This window comes from Actinoallomurus sp. CA-142502, assembly GCF_050936355.1.
In the GTDB taxonomy this organism is placed as follows: domain Bacteria; phylum Actinomycetota; class Actinomycetes; order Streptosporangiales; family Streptosporangiaceae; genus Actinoallomurus; species Actinoallomurus iriomotensis.
The window spans coordinates 6,111,410-6,127,672 of sequence record NZ_JBNJMY010000001.1; the positions used below are offsets into that span (position 1 = coordinate 6,111,410).

Consider the following 16,263-nt stretch of genomic DNA (forward strand, 5'->3'; position numbering starts at 1 on the left):
CCGCATGCCCTCCCTCCCGTTCGTCATCCGCCGCCGTACCGCCGAGGACGACAAGGCGCCGAAGCGGACGCGCGAGCGCCGGGTCCGGCGCCTGCCGGCCGTCCTGGGCGTCGTGACGGTGCTGCTGGGCGGCCTGGCGGTGTGGTTCGCCGACGAGGCGGGCGCCGTACGCGACCGCGCCGGAGCCGGCAACGTCGCGCTGACCGACCCGGCGCGTACGAGCGAGGTCACGGGTCAGGTGAGCGACGCCGTGAACGCCCTGTTCTCCTACGACTACACCGACGCGGGCCGGACGCAACAGGCCGAGGACAGCCTGCTCACCGGCAAGGCGGTCGGCCAGTACGACACCATGATCGCCCAGGTGCGTACGCAGGCTCCCACCCAGAAGCTCGTCCTGACCACGACGGTCACCGACAGCGCGGTGGAGATGCTCGAAGGCGACCGCGCCCGCCTGCTCGTCTTCGCCGACCAGCGCAACACCCGCACGAGCGGCAAGCAGACCACGTACGCCGCGGCCATGCTCGCCGTCGACGCGGTCCGCCGGGACGGCCGCTGGAAGATCAGCAACCTGGACACGCTGAACGTGCCGCGCTGAACGATCACTCCTGAGGGGGACCGGACCGGCGCCCGCGAGGGAGGAGCCGGAGATGCCGTACCCCGGATCCTGAGGACCTCACGACTCCTCAGGAGGAAACGATGACCAGCGCGACCGTACGGCCGCCGGAGACGGTGCCCCGCTGGGCGGTGCGGGCCGCCCATCTCATCCCGCTGTGCACCCTGCCGTCGGGCCTGTGGCGGGTCGCGTTCGTCCTGGGGCTCGCCGGGCACCGGGGGCCGCCGCGGCCCTGGGATTCGGCGGTGATCCTGTCGCTCTCGGTGGTCTCCGAGGCTCTCGCGCTGCTCGCGCTCGGGCTCGTACGCCCGTGGGGCGAGGTGGTGCCGGACGGGATCCCGCTGCTGGGCGGCCGGCGGATCCCGACGATGGCGGCGGTCGTGCCGGCGGCCCTCGGGGCGTGCGCGGTCACCGTGATCTGGACGTTCGCGGCGGTGAACTCCCCCGATCTGGCGAACGGCGCGGCCGGCTTTCACGGTCCGGCGCTGTGGGCGATCTATGGCTGTTACGCGCCGCTTCTCGCCTGGGGTCCGCTGCTGGCCGCGGTGACCGTGGCCTACCACCGCCGCCGTTCGCGTCCGGCATCCCGCTCGGCCGCGCTCAGACGCGATTGGCCTCGGTGATGACCGCGGCGGCGAGGCGCGCGGACCGCGCCGCGATCTCGCGTGGGGGCATGTCCCGGCCGTGCTCCAGCCACCAGGTGATCGTCTGCAGGAACATGGCCGACAGCAGGCTGGGCGCCAGCTGGTCGGGATCGTCCTCCCGGAAATGCTCCGTGGTCATCGCGGCGAGCGCGGCGCGCATCCGGTCGGCGAACCAGGGGCTGCCCCGGCGGCCCAGCAGCGCGCCGTACAGCCGTCGGTAGGCGGCCACGTGCTCGAAGAAGCCCACCCACCGTTCGCCGCTCGGCCGTGCGTCGCCGTCCACCGTGCCGCGCAGCTCGGCCATCGCCTCATCGAAGATCTGCTCGACCAGGTGGTACTTGTCGCGGTAGTTGCGGTAGAAGGCCGCCCGGCTCACCATCGCCCGGGAGGTGATCTCCCCGACCGTGATCCGGTCGAAGCCGCGCTCCTCGATGAGCTCCACCAGCGCCTCACGCAGCAGCTTGCGCGTACGCCTGACCCGCACGTTGGGCTGAGACACTTCCGGCTCCTTGTCTCGACTGGGACAGACCCCGCGAATCGGCGCTTGTCGTGGCAGGGACCACCCGCCAAGACTGGTCGACCGAGACACCATGTCTCGTTGCGATCAGACTGTCAACGGAGAGGAGCCGATCGTGCGGGTGGTCAGGGTGCGTGAGTTCGGGACGCCGGAGGTGCTCCGCGTCGAGGAGATGCCGGAGCCGGAACCGGGGGCGGGCCAGGTGGTGGTGGCCGTCGAGACGGCCGGCGTCGGGTACGGCGATGTGATCGTGCGGTCGGGAGGGTATCCGTTCCCGCTGCCGTACGTGCCCGGCTTGGAAGTGGGCGGGCAGGTCGTCGCGGTCGGTCCCGGGACGGACCGGTCGTTGCTCGGCCGTCGCGTCGTGGCCACCACCGTGGGCAACACCGGCGGCTACGGGGAGCGCGCCCTGGCGCCGGCCGCGTGGACGTTCCCCGTGCCGAACGAGCTGGCCCTGCCGGTGGCGCTGGCCGTCTTCCAGGCCGGCGCGGTGGCGAGCGGGATGCTGGCCGCCATGCGCGTACGCGACGGTGAGACCGTGCTGATCACCGCCGCGGCGGGCCGGATCGGATCGCTGCTGGTGCAGCTCGCCAAGGCGGCCGGGGCGACGGTGATCGGCGCGGCTGGGGCGGACAAGGCCGCCGCGGTCGAGGACTTCGGCGCGGACCACGCCGTCGACTACGGCGCCGGGGACTGGCCGGACCGGGTGCGCGCGCTCAGCGGCGGCGGCGTGGACGTCGTGCTCGACGCGATCGGCGGCGAGATCGGCGCCCAGGCCCTGGAGGCCGCCGCGGACGGCCGCGGCAGGTTCGGGATCTACGGCTTCGCCTCCGGTGCCTGGCTGCCGCTCGACGCCCAGGTGCTCGCCCGGCGCGGGCTGACCGTGGCCGGCCCGCTCGGCGCCGTGTTCGCCAAGCCCGACGCCGAGCAGCGCGACGACGCCGAGCGCGCGTTGGCCGCGGCGGCGGACGGCCGCCTCCGACCGCGGATCCACGCCACCTACCCGCTGGACCGCGCCGCGGACGCGCACGCCGAGATCGAGCGGCGCCGCTCGGTCGGCGCCGTGCTGCTCGCCGTGCCGGCCTGAGCGCGGTCAGACGGGGGCGGTCACGGCCTCGCCGGAGGCGACCGGACCGGGCGGTGTCCCGTCGCCGAAGGGCCGTCCGCCGAGCCGATCCCGGCCGTGCGGGGTGAGCCAGCCGGAGGTGTCCGGGCCGAGCGGCACGACACCGGTGGGGTTCACGTCGCGGTGGACGACGTAGTAGTGCTCCTTGATCTGCGGAAAGTCGATGGTGTCCCCGAAGCCCGGGGTCTGGAACAGATCCCGGGCGTACGCCCACAGCACCGGCATCTCGGCGAGTTTGCCGCGGTTGCACTTGAAGTGCCCGTGGTAGACGGCGTCGAAGCGGACGAGCGTGGTGAACAGCCTGATGTCGGCCTCGGTGATGGTGTCCCCGACGAGGTACCGGCGGGCGGCGAGGTGCTCTTCGAGGATGTCGAGGCGCCGGAACAGCTTGCGGTAGGCGCGCTCGTAGGCGTCCTGGCCCGTGGCGAACCCGGCCTCGTAGACGGCGTTGTTGACGTCGCGGAAGACGTCGGCGTTGATCGCGTCGATCTCGTCCCGGTGCCGCTCGGGGTACAGATCGGGCGCACCGGGCCGGTGGTGCGCCCTCCACTCGGTGGACAGGTCGAGCGTGATCTGCGCGAAGTCGTTGGTGACGACCTTGCCGGTGGGGATGTCGACGATGGCCGGCACGGTGATCCCGAGCGGGTAGTCCGGGTCCCGCGCGAAGAAGGCCTCCTGGAGCCGTTCGATCTTCAGCACGGGGTCCCGGCCGCCGGGGTCGAGGTCGAAGGTCCAGCTCCGCTCGTCGTGCGTCGGCCCGCAGATGCCCATGGACAGCACGGGTTCCAGTCCGAGGAGCCGCCGCACGATGACACTGCGGTTGGCCCACGGACAGGCCCGGCTGACGACGAGCCGGTAGCGGCCGGGCTCGACGGGGTACGCGTCCCGCCCGTCGGCGGTGATACGCGTGGTGAGATAACGCTGGTCCCGGACGTACGCGGACCCATCAGTGCCCATGCGGCCCTCCCGGCTCTATTCGGACAACACGGTAGCCCCTACCCACGGCCGGAGCTCGATCACCACGGCCCGCTCGGCGGGGGCCTCATTCGCCGCGCGGGCGGGCGAGCGCCTGGAACTCGCTCCAGCGGACCCGGGGCCGGGGCAGGTCACGGCGGTTCACGTAGCGCGTGGTCGCCTTCTGGACCCGGCGGAGGGTACGGACGGCGTCCTGCGGTGTGCTGGTGGAGCCCGGCTCGACGACCTTGGAGGGGACCAGCAGCCAGCCGTCGCCGTCCTTTCGCAGTTCGCCGCGGATCAGGGCGTTCCGCACGGCCGCGAGCTCGTCATTGTGCTCGTGCACCAGCAGGCTCGCCGGGCCGGGGGTGACCTCGCACTCGGGGGCCACGCGGAAGCCGCCTTCGGTCGTCACCGGCCGGACGCGCATGAGCAGGGGCGCGCCGGACTCGTCACGGGCACCCAGAACGGCGCTGGGAAACCGCGCCAGCGGCTCCGCGCCGGGCGGCGCGTCACTCACCGTGACCGCACCGGGTGGCTCGGCCCGGAGGAGCTCTTCGAGGGGCGGCCGGACACCCACGTCGGCGGGCGTGACGGTGATGAGGAGCCGCAGGTAGTACCACTCCATGAACCAGCGGGCCGGCGGCCGGACGTACGCGCGGCTGTGCGGCTGTGCGGCTGGCGCTCGAACATCCGCCAGTACTCCTCCGCGCCGTTCGGACCGGTCATGATCTCATCCGGGCAGACGGCGGTGCCGGCGATGAACACCTGGGGCGCGTCGGTGAGCCCGCTGCCGGTCGGGTCGGAGAACGCAGCGCCACCCGCCCGTCACGACATACGTTGATCGCCTTCTGCGCGAACGCCAGGGAGGTCGTGACCAGCAGCGTCCCGTCCTCGCGCAGTTGTGCCGCGGTGGGCCAGGTCAGCGGGGTGCCCTCACGGCCGGCGTCCGGGCGGTGATCGCGCCAGGAAGTAAGCGATTCCTGACACAGGGCGATGGAGAAGAGAAGGCCCTCGGCCGGTGCCCGCACTCGTTCGCAGTGCCTTGGCCTGCGTGGTGCGGACCGGCGTGCGCGCACCCGCGCGGTGAACTCACGGGACCGCGCCGGGGACCGGTCGTTCACGGTGACGACGCCCGACCGGTCGACGCCGGGCGACGCGGCACCCGCGCCGGCGACCCGTCAGGCCACGCCGCGCCGTCCGCCGCCGCGCCCGGCGGCAAGCGGCAGGCGGCAGTGGCACCCGGTGGCTTGAACGCCGAAGGTGAACCCGACACAGCCGTCGCCGGACGATGCCCACCGCACCATCCCGGCGGCACGAAGCCGGCCGGCGAACGAGAACGGCGCCGCCCCGGCCGGCCGATCGCCGGGGTGGGCGACGAACCCCACGGGCGAGCCGAGACGGCCCGTGAAAGGCGGGCGCCACCGGCCGTCCACGTACAGCCGCGGATCACCGATGCCGGCACCGCTGCGGGTCGTCGCCGTCGCGTCCGAGGCGACGGTCATGCCCCGTCGCGGGCGGCCGGCACCCCAGGCCGACCTCGGCCAGACGATGCCGGCCGCACCACCCCGGCGGCACGAGGCAGGCGGGCGAACGAGAACGGCGCCGCCTCGATCGGCACGACCGGCCGATCGCCGGGACGGGGAACGAACCCCACCGGCAGGCCGAGACGGCCCGTGAGACGCGGACGCCGGCGGCGGCCGACGCGTGGCCGCTTCCGACCCGCGACGCCGACGGCGAGCGCCGCGGGAGGGCCCGCATCGGTGGGCCGCGGTGCAACGGCCACGCGCGATATCCGGTGCTCGGCCCAGCCGGCGACGGCCCACCCGCGTACCGGCCCGGCGGCGATCATCATGCCGTGCGGGCCGGGACGGCGGGGCCGCGGCGCTCTCGGTGGCGCCACGACTACGCGCGATGTCCGGTGCTCGGCCCACCCGGCGAGGGCCGGACCGGTGGTGGCCCGGCGGCCGTCATCGTGCCGGTGCGGGCCGGGCGGCGAGGTCGCTCAGCGACTCGCGGCCTGGAACTTCGTCTGGGGGACCTTCGCGCCCGGGTTCTTGGCCCGGCCGGGATCCTTCGCCTCGTACGCCTGGACGATCTCAGCGGGGATCCGGCCCCGGTCGTTGATGGAGATCCCGTGTTCCTTCGCCCAGCCCCGGATGTCGGCAGCACGCTCACGGTTGTGCGCCGTGCGGCCGCGTCCTCCGCGTCCGGTGCGGCGAGCGCCGGCCTTGCGCCCCTTCTCAACGTACGGCGCGAACACCTTGCGAAGCTTGTCCGCGTTTTTCGACCTGAGATCGATTTCGTAGGGGACGCCGTCGAGTGAAAAGCTCACCGTCTCGTCCGCCGGCTTGCCGTCGATGTCATCGAGGAGCCGAACGATCGTTTCTTGTGCCATCTCAATATCTCCTGCAGTCTCTCACGGCCAGTCAGTCATCCGGGTTGGCGTCGGGGTGAGCCGCTATGAACTTCTCATAGACCTCATCACCGATCTTCCCCCGCGCGCTGACCTCGACGCCTTCCTGCCTGGCCCATTCACGCACGTCACTGTTAGAGTATCCGCGCAGGCGAGGGGCCGTGTCGGCGGTAGGCCGACGGGAGCGGCCCGCCTGCTTCACCCGGGTCGCCTTCTCCAGATACGGCCTGAGGACCTCGATCGCCTCTTGCAGTTTCTTGAAGTTCTCATCACCGAGATCGATGGTGTAAGTGCTCTCGCCGATCTCGAAATCCCGCTTCGCGACGTCCTCGCCGTCATGACCGTCGAAATCATCCACCATGATGACCCTGGTTGCCACTAATCGTTCCTTTCTCGGGGACGTTGCCTGAGCAAGGATAGTATTTCGGCACCCGCAGAAGGGGCATCCGGGCGCCTCGACGCGTCGTTATGGCGCCCGCGGCGGAACACCGGCCACCGTCACCGCCGCCCGGCATCCGGATCTTGTGCGACACGCGCGGTTCTCTATGCTGTCGCCGTGGGCGAACCAGTGGACGGATCAGTGAGCGAACGCGTGGAAGCGGTCCTGTTCGACTTCTCCGGGACGCTGTTCGACGACACCGAGGTCCTTGACGCGCCGGCGCTGGTCACTGCGGCCGCGCGGCAGGGTGTGACCCTCGGCGCGGCCGAGGCCGAGGACGTCATCCGGCGGACCCTGCGCCACGTCGACTCCCCTGCGGGGTTCGCCGCGCGCGAGGGCTGCGACCTGTCCCAGCAGGCGCACCGGACGGTCTGGACCAAACTGATCGCCGAGGCCGGGCCGTTCGGTCCGGAACTCACCGAGGCGGTGTACTCCTGCCTCACCGACCCCGGCGCCTGGAGCCCGTACCCGGACACCGTGCCGGTGCTGGGCGCGTTGCGCGACGCCGGAGTGCCCGTCGGTGTGCTCAGCAACATCGGCTGGGACATCCGGCCGGCCTTCGAACGGGTCGGCGCGCTGGCCTCGCTGCGCACGGTCGTCCTCTCGTGCGAGCACGGTGTCGCCAAGCCCGACCCGGCGTTGTTCGCGCTCGCCTGCGAGCGCCTGGGCGCCCAACCGGCCCGCGTGCTGTACGTCGGCGACGACCCGGTGAAGGACGGCGCGGCGGTACGCGCGGGCCTGCCGGTCTACCTGCTCCCGAGCGAACGCGACGCGAACACGCCACGCGGCCTCGCGGCCGTGCTCCGCCTCGCGCTCTAGGCCGACAGCCCGGCCAGAAGCAGATCCACCAGCCTCCACGTCGAGGGCGCCGCCCGCTCCGGCCGGAGCGCCTGGAGGGACGCGATGGCCATCAGACCGGCGCGTACGTCCTCCACGGACACCTCGGCTCGGGACCGCACCGGCGCCGCGAGCGCGGTCGACGAGCCGTTCCTGTTCCCTCGCGTGCGCGCGGCGGTCTTCGGCGAACGCGGCCGCCGCGGGGTGGGAGCCGAACAGCGCCTCGTTCAGTCCCCGGTCCCGGATCCGGCGCTCCGCGAAACGGCGGACGGTCCCGCTCAGCGCACGCCAGGCGTCGGGCTCGTCGAGGGCGGCCCGCAGGTCCGCGCGGCACGCGGCCACATGCTCGGCGAGAGCGGCGGCGACCAGATCCGTCCGTGTGGGGACGTGCCGGTAGACCGTCGCGATGCCCGGGCCCGCCCGCCGAGCGATCTCGCGCATCGACAGGTCCAGCCCTTGGTCGGCGAACGCGGCGCGCGCCACGGTGACGATGTGCCGGCGGTTGTGTTCCGCGTCCACCCGAGGTCTCCGAGTGACCGTCATCCGCGCACCTCTCACTTTCCGGCGATCCGGAACAGGCGAAGTGCGGATCAGGGTGCGAACGGCCGGCGTCTCACCCGTCGACCTCGCCCTGCGGGCCGGCGACTCCCCCTCGCGTGACGGTCTCGCCCTGCCGCACGTCCCCGGGGCCGACGCGGCCGGGGTGATCGATGAGGTCGGCGCGGGAGTCGCCGGTTTCACGAACGGGGACGAGATGTTCGGCGCGGTCGACGTCGCCCGCCTGGGCGGTGCGAGCGCCGAGTTCGCCGTGCCGGCGTTCTGGGCCGCGAAACCGAGCTCCCTGCCCTGGGAGGAGGCGGGCGCCGCCGGCACGAGCGCCGAGACGGCGACCCGGGCCCTCGACCTGCTCGGCGCCGGCGAGGGGACGACGCTGCTGATCGACGGGGCGGCGGGCGGCGTCGGGAGCGTCGCGGTCCAGCTCGCGACGGCGCGCGGAGCTCGCGTGATCGGCACGACCCGGCCCGAGAGTCATTCCCTCCTCGCCGGGCTCGGCGCGACGCCCGTCGCGTACGGTCCGGGACTGGCCGGGCGGGTCCGCGCTCTCGGCGTCCCGCGGGTCGACCTGGCGCTCGACGTCGCCGGGGCGGGCTCGCTCGAGGAGCTCATCACCGTCACCGGCACGGCGACGGTGGTCACCCTCGCGGACTTCACCGGCCCGGAGCGCGGAGCGCGGCTCTCGCGCGGCCGGTACGGCGGAGAGCCGGCCGGACGGCACGGACTCGCGCTCGCCGCCGCTCTCTCGGCCGAGGGGAGGGTCCGGATCCCGGTTCAGCGGGTCTTCCCCGCGGCACGGGCGGCCGAGGCCCCACGCGGCCGCCGCGCGGCGACCGCGGCAGGGCAAGATCGTCATCGACCTCGCGGGGATGCACGATGCCGGCTGACGGCCGGACCGGGCGGTCACGCCGGCTCGGGGCCGTGGAGGACCTCTCGCTCCCACCGGTCTCGCGGCTGCGTGTGCAGCCGCCAGTAGTGCTCGGCGATGTCGTCCGGGTCGAACGCGGTGCCGGCGGCGACGGGACCGGCCACCGTGACGCCGGCGACGTGGACGCCCGCGGGCCCGTACTCCTGGTCGAGCAGTTCCACCAGCGTCCGTACTCCCGCCTTGCCGAGTGAGAGACTGACGTACTCCGCCTTCGGCTCGGGCATGCCGCCGGTGATGAGGAACGAGCCGCTCCCCCGCCGCGCCATCTCCGGCGCGACGTGGGCGGCGGCGGTGAGCGCTCCGACCACGTTGACCGCCCAGGCGTCCAGCTGGGCCCGCGCGGACGCCTCCCCGGGCCGGTCCGGACGGATGAGGGCCGCGTTGTAGACGACGGCGTCCGGAAGGCCGAGCGCGCCGGACGCCGCGTCGAGGGCGGCGCGCAGCCCCGTCTCGTCGGTGCTGTCGGCGGTCAGCGGGACCACCGGCACGCCGAACGCCGACACGGCTTCGGCCGCGCCGGCGAGCGTTCCGGCGTTCCGGGTGATGAGGGCGACCGGCAGGCCCTCGCGGGCGAACCGCCGGGCGACCGACCGGCCGATCCCCGGCCCGGCTCCGATGACCACTGCTCCCGGCATGACCTGCTCCTTCTCTGGATGAGGACCGACAACCGGGACGTTAAGGTGTCACATCGGTGTGAAGGTCAACCCGGAGCGGGGAGTCACATGCGGATCGGTGCCCTGGCCCAGCGGACGGGCGTCAGCCGGCGGCTGCTGCGCTACTACGAGGAGCAGGGTCTGCTCCGGCCGCTGCGGCTGGCCAACGGCTACCGGGAGTTCGCCGAATCCGACGTCACCGCGGTGCGTCACATCCGCGACCTGCTGGCCGCCGGCCTGCCCACCACGGTGATCGCGCGGCTGCTGGACTGCGTGCACGACGACGGTGAGCGGCTGGTCCCGTCGTCCTGCCCCGGAATGGTCACCGACCTGCGGCGGGAGCGCCACCGCATCGCCGAGGCGATCACCCGGCTTCAGTCGTCCCAGCAGGCGCTCGACACCATGCTCGCCGCCGCCCTGGGGCAGCCGGGGTTCACGGACGCATCAGCACCTTCCCGAACAATCGCTCCGCCGCGAGGCGGCGAAGGGTGGCGGGCAGTTCCGGCAGCGAGACCTCCGCGGTGACGAGCCGCTCGACGCCGAGGCCGTCCGGTGTGTCGGACAGCGCGCGCAGCGCGTGCGCGAAGTCGTCGCGCGTGGTCCCGTAGCTGCCGCCCACGAGGGCCGGGCGGCCCCGCCACGCGACGGCCTCGACGAGCTCGGAGCGCCGCACGCGGTCCAGGTCGCAGGCGAGGCCCGGCAGCCGGTCGCCGGCCGCGGTCCCGCCGTACAGCATGACCAGGCCGTCGCGGCGTACGGACGTCAGGGCCCGCTCCAGCAGTTCGGGCAGGACGAAGCTCGTCGCGACCACCGCGACGTCGTACGCGCCGCCGGGCGTCTCGGCCAGCCTCGCACCGCCGCCGGACGGCAGGGCGGCGCGCTCGGCGAGGAAGTCCAGCCGGTCCCGGTCACGGTTGGCCAGCAGCACGTGGGCGCCGTCCGCCTCGGCCAGCCGGGCGATGAGCACACCCGCCATGCCCGCGCCCAGCACACAGATCCGCGCGCCGCGCAGGTCGGCGGCGCCGAGGTGGTGGCGGGTCATGGTGAGGCAGTGGGCGGCGCAGGCCAGCGGCTCGGCGAAGACCAGCCGCCGCTCGCCGACCCCCGCCGGGGCCGGCGGCAGCGCCCGCGCGAGCGCGGAGGCCTCCCCGCCCGCCCACATCCGGCGAGCGAAGCCGGTCCCCCGCCGCAGCGGGACGTTCGGGTCGAGGCAGACCCGCGAGCCGACCGGGAGCCGCGGCGTCGAGCTGCGCGTCACGACTCCGACCAGCTCGTGGCCGAACTGGCTCGGGCCCGGCCGCCGTCCGCCGATCTCCTTCAGGTCGGAGCGGCAGACGCCGACGAGAGCCGGTTCGACCAGCACGGCGTGGGGCGTGTCCGGCCGCCGTGGTCGCTCGCAGGACAGGCGCGGCCCGGCGGGCGTCAGCTCGACGCTCATCGGCGTCCGTGTGGCCGGTTCGGCGCCGGGTGTCAAAGCGTCTCCAGCGCCTCACCGAACCGGTCCGCGACAAGGTTCGCGTCCTCGACCGACAGCACCAGCGGCGGCCGCAGCTCGATGACGTTGCCCTGGCCGTGCTCGGACACGCGGGTGATGACCCGCAGGTCCGTGAGCGCCTTGTTCAGCGCGGTGGCCAGCCGGTTCGAGCGGGAGCCGTCGGGCTCGACCAGTTCGACGCCCAGCATGAGGCCGACGCCGCGGACGTCGCCCACGCACGGGAAGTCGGTCTGGAGCCCGCGCAGCCGGTCCACGAGGGCGGCGCCGGTGGTCCGCACGCCGGCGAGGAACTCCGGGCGCCGCACCTCGTTCAGCGTCGCGACGGCGGCCGCGGCGGACAGGGTGTGGCTGCCGTACGTGAAGCCGTGCATCGAGCGCGGCATGCCGACCAGGCGTTCCTCGGTGAGGATGGCGGCCAGCGGGAAACCGCTGCCGGTCAGGCCCTTCGACAGCGTCATGATGTGCGGGGTGACGCCGAAGTGGTCGGCGGCGAACAGGCTGCCGGTGCGGCCGAGCCCGGTCTGGTTCTCGTCGAAGATCAGGATGATGCCGCGCTCGTCGCAGAACTCCTTGAGCCGCTGGAGGTAGCCCGGCGGCGGCACGACGTTGCCGCCCACTCCGCTGATCGGCTCGATGATCATCGCCGCCACGCTGCCGGAGCTGGCGTAGGTGATGAAGTCCTCGATCCGGTCGACGCACCACATGCCGCAGGTGTCCGGTGTCTGCCGGTAGAAGCAGCGGAAGCAGTACGGTTCGGGCACGTGCACGGCGCCCGGCAGGTGGTACGGGAACGGCTCGCGCATCCGTGAGGTCCCGTTGTAGCTCGTGGCGGCGATGCTCTGGCCGACGTGCCCGCGGAAGGGCACGATGACGTCGCGCTTCCCGGTGAGCCACTGGGCGATCTTGATGGCGCCCTCGTTGGCCGTCGAGCCGCCGGTGCTGCGCAGGTTGACCCGGGTGAGCGAGGGCGGGCTCAGCTCCACGAGCAGTTCCATCACCCGGTCGGTCGGCGTGGTCCGGAAGGAGGAGCTGGCGAACACCAGGTCGTCGAGCTGGCCGCGCACCGCCGCGACCACCGCCGGGTGGTTGTGCCCGAGCACGAGGTTGAAGGTGCCAGACACGCAGTCGAGGTACTCCCGGCCCTCGGAGTCCCACACGCGGACGCCCTCGCCGTGCACCAGTTCCGCGTCGCCGAGCTCGTAGTAGGCGAAGGCCCGTGCGTCGGTCGCCTCCATCACCGCACGTCCAGGCTGGCGAGCTGGGCGGTGACCCACGACTCGAGCGTCCACGGCCGCGCGGTCTCGCGGCGCAGCCGTGCCGCCTCCGCGCGCTCGGCCGGAGAGGCGAGCAGCCCGGCGGCGATCGCGTCGGCCTGCTCGACCAGGTCGTACGGGTTGACCGTACGGCACACCGGGCCGAGGATCTCGGCCGCGCCGGCCATCTCCGACAGCACCACGTCGGCGTCGCGCTCGTTGACCAGCGGCGCCTCGAAGACGCTGAGGTTCTGGCCGTCGACGGTGGAGTTGAACATCAGCAGGTCGGCGCGCTCGAAGCAGCCGAAGCTGTGGCCGACCTCGTTGTCGCAGTGCGTGCGCACGGTGTCGGGCCCCAGTTCGGCGTTGGCCTCGGCGACGGCCTTCTCCACGCGCCGTCGGTACTCCGCGTTGGCCTCGACGTACAGCCGGTTCGGGTTCATCCGCACCAGCATGCGCGCGTCGCGCAGCCGTTCCTCCCGCCGCACGGCGAGGACGAAGGCGCGTACCGCGCGTTCACCGTTCTTGATCGGGTCGGTGCGCCCGGAGTGCACCACGAGCGGGCGGTCGCCGGCCCACTCCGCGATGCCGTCGGGCAGCCGCGCGTCGCGGCGGTGGAGCGTCTCGGGGCTGTAGCCGAGCGGCTGGGTGCGGACCCGGGTCAGGTGCCCGCCGCGCCGTACGGTGCCGGCCTGAAGGTCGACCTCGGCGTCCGGCAGCAGGTCGGCGACGCAGGCGAGGAAGTTCGCGCTCCAGCGGCGGGCGAAGAAGCCGATCGTGTCGGCGGCGAGCATGCCCTCCAGCACACCGACGCGCATCACGCGCGGCAGGATGCGCCAGTAGTCGGCCGAGGGCCACGGGATGTGCACGAACAGCAGAATCGGCGCGTCGGGGCGCTTCTCCCGCAGCCGCGCGGGGACGCACACGAGCTGGTAGTCATGGACGAGGAAGACCGGGTCGGACTCACCCTCGGAGCGCCGCAGCATCTCGCCGGCGAAGTCCTCGGTGAACTCCCCGAAGCGCTCCCAGGCCGCCCGCGTCTCGTCGCCGAAGGACGGCTGCGTCCACCGGTCCCAGCCGTAGTTGTTGCCGGCCCACATCAGCTCGGCGGTGAAGAAGTTCTGCACGACGCGGAAGGTCTCGCGGTCGTGGCGCAGCTGGTGGAGGCGTACCCCGCGGCCCGACGGCAGCTCGATGCGCATGCCGTCGGGGTTCTCCAGGGCGGCCCGGTGGTCGTCGTCGCTGTCCGCGCTGACGATCCACGCGACGTCCAGGTAGCCGGCCTGCTCGGCGACGACGTTCCCGGTGCCCCCGGGGGCCAGCCACGCGCGCAGCTGCCCGGTCTCCGGCTCGGGCGCGTAGGTCACCACCGCGCGCTTGCTGGCGAGGAAGACGCGTCTGGTCACGGCCCCTCCTTCGTCGGTTCGCTCGCTCACAGGCGATCCTCCGCAGGTCGTGGTTCGGGTGTTGCCTCGGCGAGGGCCACGGACGCCAGGCGGCGGGTGCCCTCGTCGACGTCGGCCGGACGCAGCCCGGCCAGCTCCGGCAGGTCCGCCGCCCGCTCGCTGTGCAGGCAGGCGTTGTCGGGCCGGCAGGCGTACGGCGTACCGGCCTTGGCGGTCGGGCGGATCGGCCGGTCGTCCAGGCCGAGTCCCTTGGCGATCCGGCCGGCCCACTCGTACCGGGACAGGCGTTCGGGCCCGCCCAGGTGGAGCACGCCCGTACGCCCGGCGTGCAGCAGCGCGGCGGACCAGGCGGCGACGTCGTCGACCAGGACCGGGGTGTTCCAGTGGTCGGCGGGCGCCGGGACGGCGCGGCCGTCGCGCAGCCCGCGCACGCAGGTGGTGAAGTAGTTGGGCCGGTGCCCGTCGGGGTCCCAGCCGTAGACGAGGCTGACCCGCAGCACCAGGGCGTTCCCGGTGTCGAGGAGGGTCCGCTCGCCGGCCAGTTTCGCCCGGCCGTACGCGTTGGCGGGCGCCACCGGATCGGACTCGCCGTAGCTGTGGCGGGTGCCGGGAAAGACGTTGTCGGTCGAGATCAACAGGACGGGCCGCCCGTCGGCGGCGGCCGCGAGGTTGGCGGCGCCGGCGCCGTGCGCGGCCATGGCCTCGTCGGCGTGCCGCTCGCACCAGGTGATGTCGGAGGGCCCGTGCACGACGACCAGGGCGTCCGGCGCGAGGCGCCGCACCGTCTCGGCGCAGGCGCGGCCGTCCCGTACGTCGAGCTCGCTCCACGGCGTGCCGTCCGCGGACCGGGCGGTCGGCGGGCGCCGGGAGCACAGGACCGCCCGGCCGCCCAGCCCACGCATGCGGGCGCCGATGCGGCCGCCGAGGTAGCCGCTGCCGACGACCATCGTCAGCACGGTCCGGCCTCGTGACACGCGCTTTCGGGCACGATCGGCGGGTTCCGGAATCGGCTCGTCGGTCGGGGTGATCGGTTTGTGAGGGTCGACGCCCCTCGTACCGGCGGCGTCACTGGTTCGGCGCCGGGAACGGCGCCCTCGCTCAGGTGCATCATCACGATCTTTGGCCCAAAGTCGTGTTTGATAAACATTTGGCCGAGAAGATTACTCTCGCACCGGAGTGGCCTGCCTGACCCGATTGGTGGATCTTGGTAAAAAAGGAGTCCGATGGCCGAGAACAGCTATATCGTTCGTGATCGGATCCCACTGTCCGCGAACTCGTCGGCCATCGAGGTCAGCCTCGAACGACGGGACACCTACCGCATCCATGTGGTGCCCGAAGCGTCGGCCGCGGCCGACGTACTGATCGGCGAACTCGACGGACGCCGCGCCGCGGTGATCACCGAGCGCACCGTCGCGTCGCTTCCCGCCTACCGGCTCACCGAGACCCTCGACCAGCGTGGCCTGCTGCTGGGCAGCATGGTCGTCGACGCCGGCGAACGCAGCAAGAGCCTGGACACCGCCTACCGGCTCCTCGACTGGCTGGCCCAGCTCGGCCTCGCACGCCGGGACGTGGTGGTGGCCCTCGGCGGCGGAATGATCATGGATACCGTCGGCTGGGTCGCCAGCGCCTTCATGCGCGGCGTGCCGTACATCAACGTCCCCACGACCCTTCTCGCCCAGGTCGACGCCGGTATCGGCGGAAAGGTGGCGGTCGACCACAATGCCGCAAAGAACCTGGTCGGCGCGTTCTACCAGCCGCGCGCCGTCATTTCCTGCCTGGAGTTCCTCGAGACGCTCGACCCGCGGCAGGCGCGCTCAGGACTTGCCGAAGCCCTGAAAAAAGCGATAATCGCCTCACCGGAACTCTTCGAATACATCGAGCGGCACACCGACGCGCTGGTGGGATGCCATTCTTCGGCGGTCGGGCCGCTCGTCCGGGCGGCCAGCGCGATCAAGACCGAACTCGTCGGCCGCGACCCGTACGAGGTGGATCTGCGCCGCCCGCTGAACTTCGGGCACACCGTCGGGCACGCGGTCGAGACGACCACCGGGTACGGGCCCGTCCTGCACGGGGAGGCGGTCGCGTACGGGATGGTCGTGGCGCTGGACATCTCCCGCGCTCGCGGCCTGCTCGACGCCGCCCTCGCCGAGCGGATCGTCGACCTGATCCGGCGGCTCGGCCTTCCGGTGCGGCTCGAACAGCTCCGCTCCGTGCCGCGCATCGACGACGTGCTCGGCGCGCTGGACAAGATCCGCGAGATCCGGGACGGCAGCCTGCGCTTCGTCCTCCCGGTCGAGCTGGGCACCACGCTCATCGCCGAAGACGTCACCGAGGACGAGGTGCGGCAGGCCCTGCTCCGCACCGTCTCCGACGACGTCCCGGTGGGCGGCCCGTGACCGAGCGAAGCGAGGGAACCAGAAAACGCGG

General features: G+C 73.0%; 18 protein-coding genes and 1 pseudogene. 7 read left to right on the forward strand and 12 right to left on the reverse strand.

What is annotated here, in order from left to right; translation table 11 throughout:
- The first annotated feature begins 4 nt into the window (after positions 1 to 4).
- Entirely contained in the window at positions 5 to 595 is a 591-nt protein-coding gene (locus ACQEV1_RS29110; RefSeq protein ID WP_285634598.1) for a hypothetical protein, read from the forward strand.
- Between the two features lie 101 nt (positions 596 to 696).
- Entirely contained in the window at positions 697 to 1,236 is a 540-nt protein-coding gene (locus tag ACQEV1_RS29115; RefSeq protein WP_285634602.1) for a hypothetical protein, read from the forward strand.
- On the opposite strand, the gene ACQEV1_RS29120 is transcribed toward ACQEV1_RS29115, so the two are convergent.
- A complete protein-coding gene (locus tag ACQEV1_RS29120; RefSeq protein ID WP_285634605.1) occupies positions 1,214 to 1,756 on the reverse strand; it encodes a TetR/AcrR family transcriptional regulator in 543 nt (180 codons plus the stop codon). The two genes, ACQEV1_RS29115 and ACQEV1_RS29120, sit on opposite strands and share 23 nt — an antisense overlap.
- Before the next feature lie 133 nt (positions 1,757 to 1,889).
- Here ACQEV1_RS29120 and ACQEV1_RS29125 point away from each other — a divergent pair, with 133 nt between their 5' ends.
- Positions 1,890 to 2,861, forward strand: a complete 972-nt coding sequence (locus tag ACQEV1_RS29125; protein WP_285634608.1) for a zinc-binding dehydrogenase — start codon at positions 1,890 to 1,892, stop codon at positions 2,859 to 2,861.
- A gap of 6 nt (positions 2,862 to 2,867) precedes the next feature.
- Here ACQEV1_RS29125 and ACQEV1_RS29130 read toward each other — a convergent pair whose 3' ends face one another.
- The 5 genes from ACQEV1_RS29130 to ACQEV1_RS29150 form a co-directional block, all read right to left on the reverse strand.
- Positions 2,868 to 3,857 (reverse strand): glutathione S-transferase family protein, encoded by a 990-nt coding sequence (locus ACQEV1_RS29130; protein ID WP_433397548.1) that lies wholly within the window; start codon positions 3,855 to 3,857, stop codon positions 2,868 to 2,870.
- A gap of 85 nt (positions 3,858 to 3,942) precedes the next feature.
- The gene (locus ACQEV1_RS29135; protein WP_433397550.1) at positions 3,943 to 4,482 is read right to left on the reverse strand and encodes a hypothetical protein; all 540 of its coding nucleotides are present in this window, start codon (positions 4,480 to 4,482) and stop codon (positions 3,943 to 3,945) included.
- 553 nt (positions 4,483 to 5,035) lie between these two features.
- Positions 5,036 to 5,359, reverse strand: coding sequence for a hypothetical protein (locus tag ACQEV1_RS29140; protein ID WP_433397552.1), 324 nt, complete (start codon positions 5,357 to 5,359; stop codon positions 5,036 to 5,038).
- A 500-nt stretch (positions 5,360 to 5,859) separates the two neighbouring features.
- Entirely contained in the window at positions 5,860 to 6,252 is a 393-nt protein-coding gene (locus ACQEV1_RS29145; RefSeq protein WP_432705666.1) for a histone-like nucleoid-structuring protein Lsr2, read from the reverse strand.
- Between the two features lie 31 nt (positions 6,253 to 6,283).
- Positions 6,284 to 6,649: a histone-like nucleoid-structuring protein Lsr2 gene (locus tag ACQEV1_RS29150; protein ID WP_285578536.1), complete on the reverse strand. Its 366-nt coding sequence runs from the start codon at positions 6,647 to 6,649 to the stop codon at positions 6,284 to 6,286.
- Positions 6,650 to 6,826: 177 nt separating this feature from the next.
- Between ACQEV1_RS29150 and ACQEV1_RS29155 the strand changes: the two genes are divergently transcribed.
- On the forward strand, positions 6,827 to 7,528 hold the full coding sequence (locus tag ACQEV1_RS29155; RefSeq protein ID WP_433397554.1) for an HAD family hydrolase: 702 nt from the start codon (positions 6,827 to 6,829) through the stop codon (positions 7,526 to 7,528).
- Between the two features lie 384 nt (positions 7,529 to 7,912).
- On the opposite strand, the pseudogene ACQEV1_RS29160 reads toward ACQEV1_RS29155, so the two are convergent.
- A pseudogene (locus ACQEV1_RS29160) lies at positions 7,913 to 8,089 on the reverse strand (helix-turn-helix domain-containing protein); the annotation flags it as partial.
- A gap of 52 nt (positions 8,090 to 8,141) precedes the next feature.
- Between ACQEV1_RS29160 and ACQEV1_RS29165 the strand changes: the two are divergent.
- Positions 8,142 to 9,077: an NADP-dependent oxidoreductase gene (locus ACQEV1_RS29165; RefSeq protein ID WP_433397556.1), complete on the forward strand. Its 936-nt coding sequence runs from the start codon at positions 8,142 to 8,144 to the stop codon at positions 9,075 to 9,077.
- Here ACQEV1_RS29165 and ACQEV1_RS29170 read toward each other — a convergent pair.
- Positions 9,005 to 9,664 (reverse strand): SDR family NAD(P)-dependent oxidoreductase, encoded by a 660-nt coding sequence (locus tag ACQEV1_RS29170; protein ID WP_433397558.1) that lies wholly within the window; start codon positions 9,662 to 9,664, stop codon positions 9,005 to 9,007. The two genes, ACQEV1_RS29165 and ACQEV1_RS29170, sit on opposite strands and share 73 nt — an antisense overlap.
- Before the next feature lie 87 nt (positions 9,665 to 9,751).
- On the opposite strand from ACQEV1_RS29170, the gene ACQEV1_RS29175 reads away from it, so the two are divergent.
- A complete protein-coding gene (locus ACQEV1_RS29175) occupies positions 9,752 to 10,207 on the forward strand; it encodes a MerR family transcriptional regulator (protein WP_285634626.1) in 456 nt (151 codons plus the stop codon).
- On the opposite strand, the gene ACQEV1_RS29180 is transcribed toward ACQEV1_RS29175, so the two are convergent.
- Genes ACQEV1_RS29180 through ACQEV1_RS29195 form a run of 4 tightly spaced genes read right to left on the reverse strand, consistent with a single transcriptional unit; the run spans position 10,116 to position 14,783 of the window.
- Positions 10,116 to 11,120 (reverse strand): alcohol dehydrogenase catalytic domain-containing protein, encoded by a 1,005-nt coding sequence (locus ACQEV1_RS29180; RefSeq protein WP_285634630.1) that lies wholly within the window; start codon positions 11,118 to 11,120, stop codon positions 10,116 to 10,118. The genes ACQEV1_RS29175 and ACQEV1_RS29180 overlap by 92 nt on opposite strands.
- A gap of 32 nt (positions 11,121 to 11,152) precedes the next feature.
- The gene (locus tag ACQEV1_RS29185) at positions 11,153 to 12,412 is read right to left on the reverse strand and encodes an aspartate aminotransferase family protein (protein ID WP_285634633.1); all 1,260 of its coding nucleotides are present in this window, start codon (positions 12,410 to 12,412) and stop codon (positions 11,153 to 11,155) included.
- Entirely contained in the window at positions 12,412 to 13,836 is a 1,425-nt protein-coding gene (locus ACQEV1_RS29190) for a trehalose-6-phosphate synthase (protein ID WP_285634636.1), read from the reverse strand. The genes ACQEV1_RS29185 and ACQEV1_RS29190 overlap by 1 nt, the downstream gene beginning before the upstream one ends.
- Positions 13,837 to 13,862: 26 nt before the next feature.
- Positions 13,863 to 14,783: an SDR family oxidoreductase gene (locus ACQEV1_RS29195; protein ID WP_433397561.1), complete on the reverse strand. Its 921-nt coding sequence runs from the start codon at positions 14,781 to 14,783 to the stop codon at positions 13,863 to 13,865.
- Positions 14,784 to 15,059: 276 nt separating this feature from the next.
- Here ACQEV1_RS29195 and aroB point away from each other — a divergent pair, with 276 nt between their 5' ends.
- A complete protein-coding gene (aroB, locus tag ACQEV1_RS29200) occupies positions 15,060 to 16,232 on the forward strand; it encodes a 3-dehydroquinate synthase (RefSeq protein WP_285634642.1) in 1,173 nt (390 codons plus the stop codon).
- The last annotated feature ends 31 nt before the right edge of the window (positions 16,233 to 16,263 follow it).

Coding starts and splice junctions, on each gene's coding strand:
- ACQEV1_RS29110 (WP_285634598.1), top strand. CDS start 5: ATGCCCTCCCTCCCGTTCGTCATCCGCCGCCGTACCGCCGAGGACGAC.
- ACQEV1_RS29115 (WP_285634602.1), top strand. CDS start 697: ATGACCAGCGCGACCGTACGGCCGCCGGAGACGGTGCCCCGCTGGGCG.
- ACQEV1_RS29130 (WP_433397548.1), bottom strand. CDS start 3,857: ATGGGCACTGATGGGTCCGCGTACGTCCGGGACCAGCGTTATCTCACC.
- ACQEV1_RS29135 (WP_433397550.1), bottom strand. CDS start 4,482: ATGGAGTGGTACTACCTGCGGCTCCTCATCACCGTCACGCCCGCCGAC.
- ACQEV1_RS29140 (WP_433397552.1), bottom strand. CDS start 5,359: ATGACCGTCGCCTCGGACGCGACGGCGACGACCCGCAGCGGTGCCGGC.
- ACQEV1_RS29145 (WP_432705666.1), bottom strand. CDS start 6,252: ATGGCACAAGAAACGATCGTTCGGCTCCTCGATGACATCGACGGCAAG.
- ACQEV1_RS29170 (WP_433397558.1), bottom strand. CDS start 9,664: ATGCCGGGAGCAGTGGTCATCGGAGCCGGGCCGGGGATCGGCCGGTCG.
- ACQEV1_RS29175 (WP_285634626.1), top strand. CDS start 9,752: ATGCGGATCGGTGCCCTGGCCCAGCGGACGGGCGTCAGCCGGCGGCTG.
- ACQEV1_RS29180 (WP_285634630.1), bottom strand. CDS start 11,120: ATGAGCGTCGAGCTGACGCCCGCCGGGCCGCGCCTGTCCTGCGAGCGA.
- ACQEV1_RS29185 (WP_285634633.1), bottom strand. CDS start 12,412: ATGGAGGCGACCGACGCACGGGCCTTCGCCTACTACGAGCTCGGCGAC.
- ACQEV1_RS29195 (WP_433397561.1), bottom strand. CDS start 14,783: ATGGTCGTCGGCAGCGGCTACCTCGGCGGCCGCATCGGCGCCCGCATG.
- aroB (WP_285634642.1), top strand. CDS start 15,060: ATGGCCGAGAACAGCTATATCGTTCGTGATCGGATCCCACTGTCCGCG.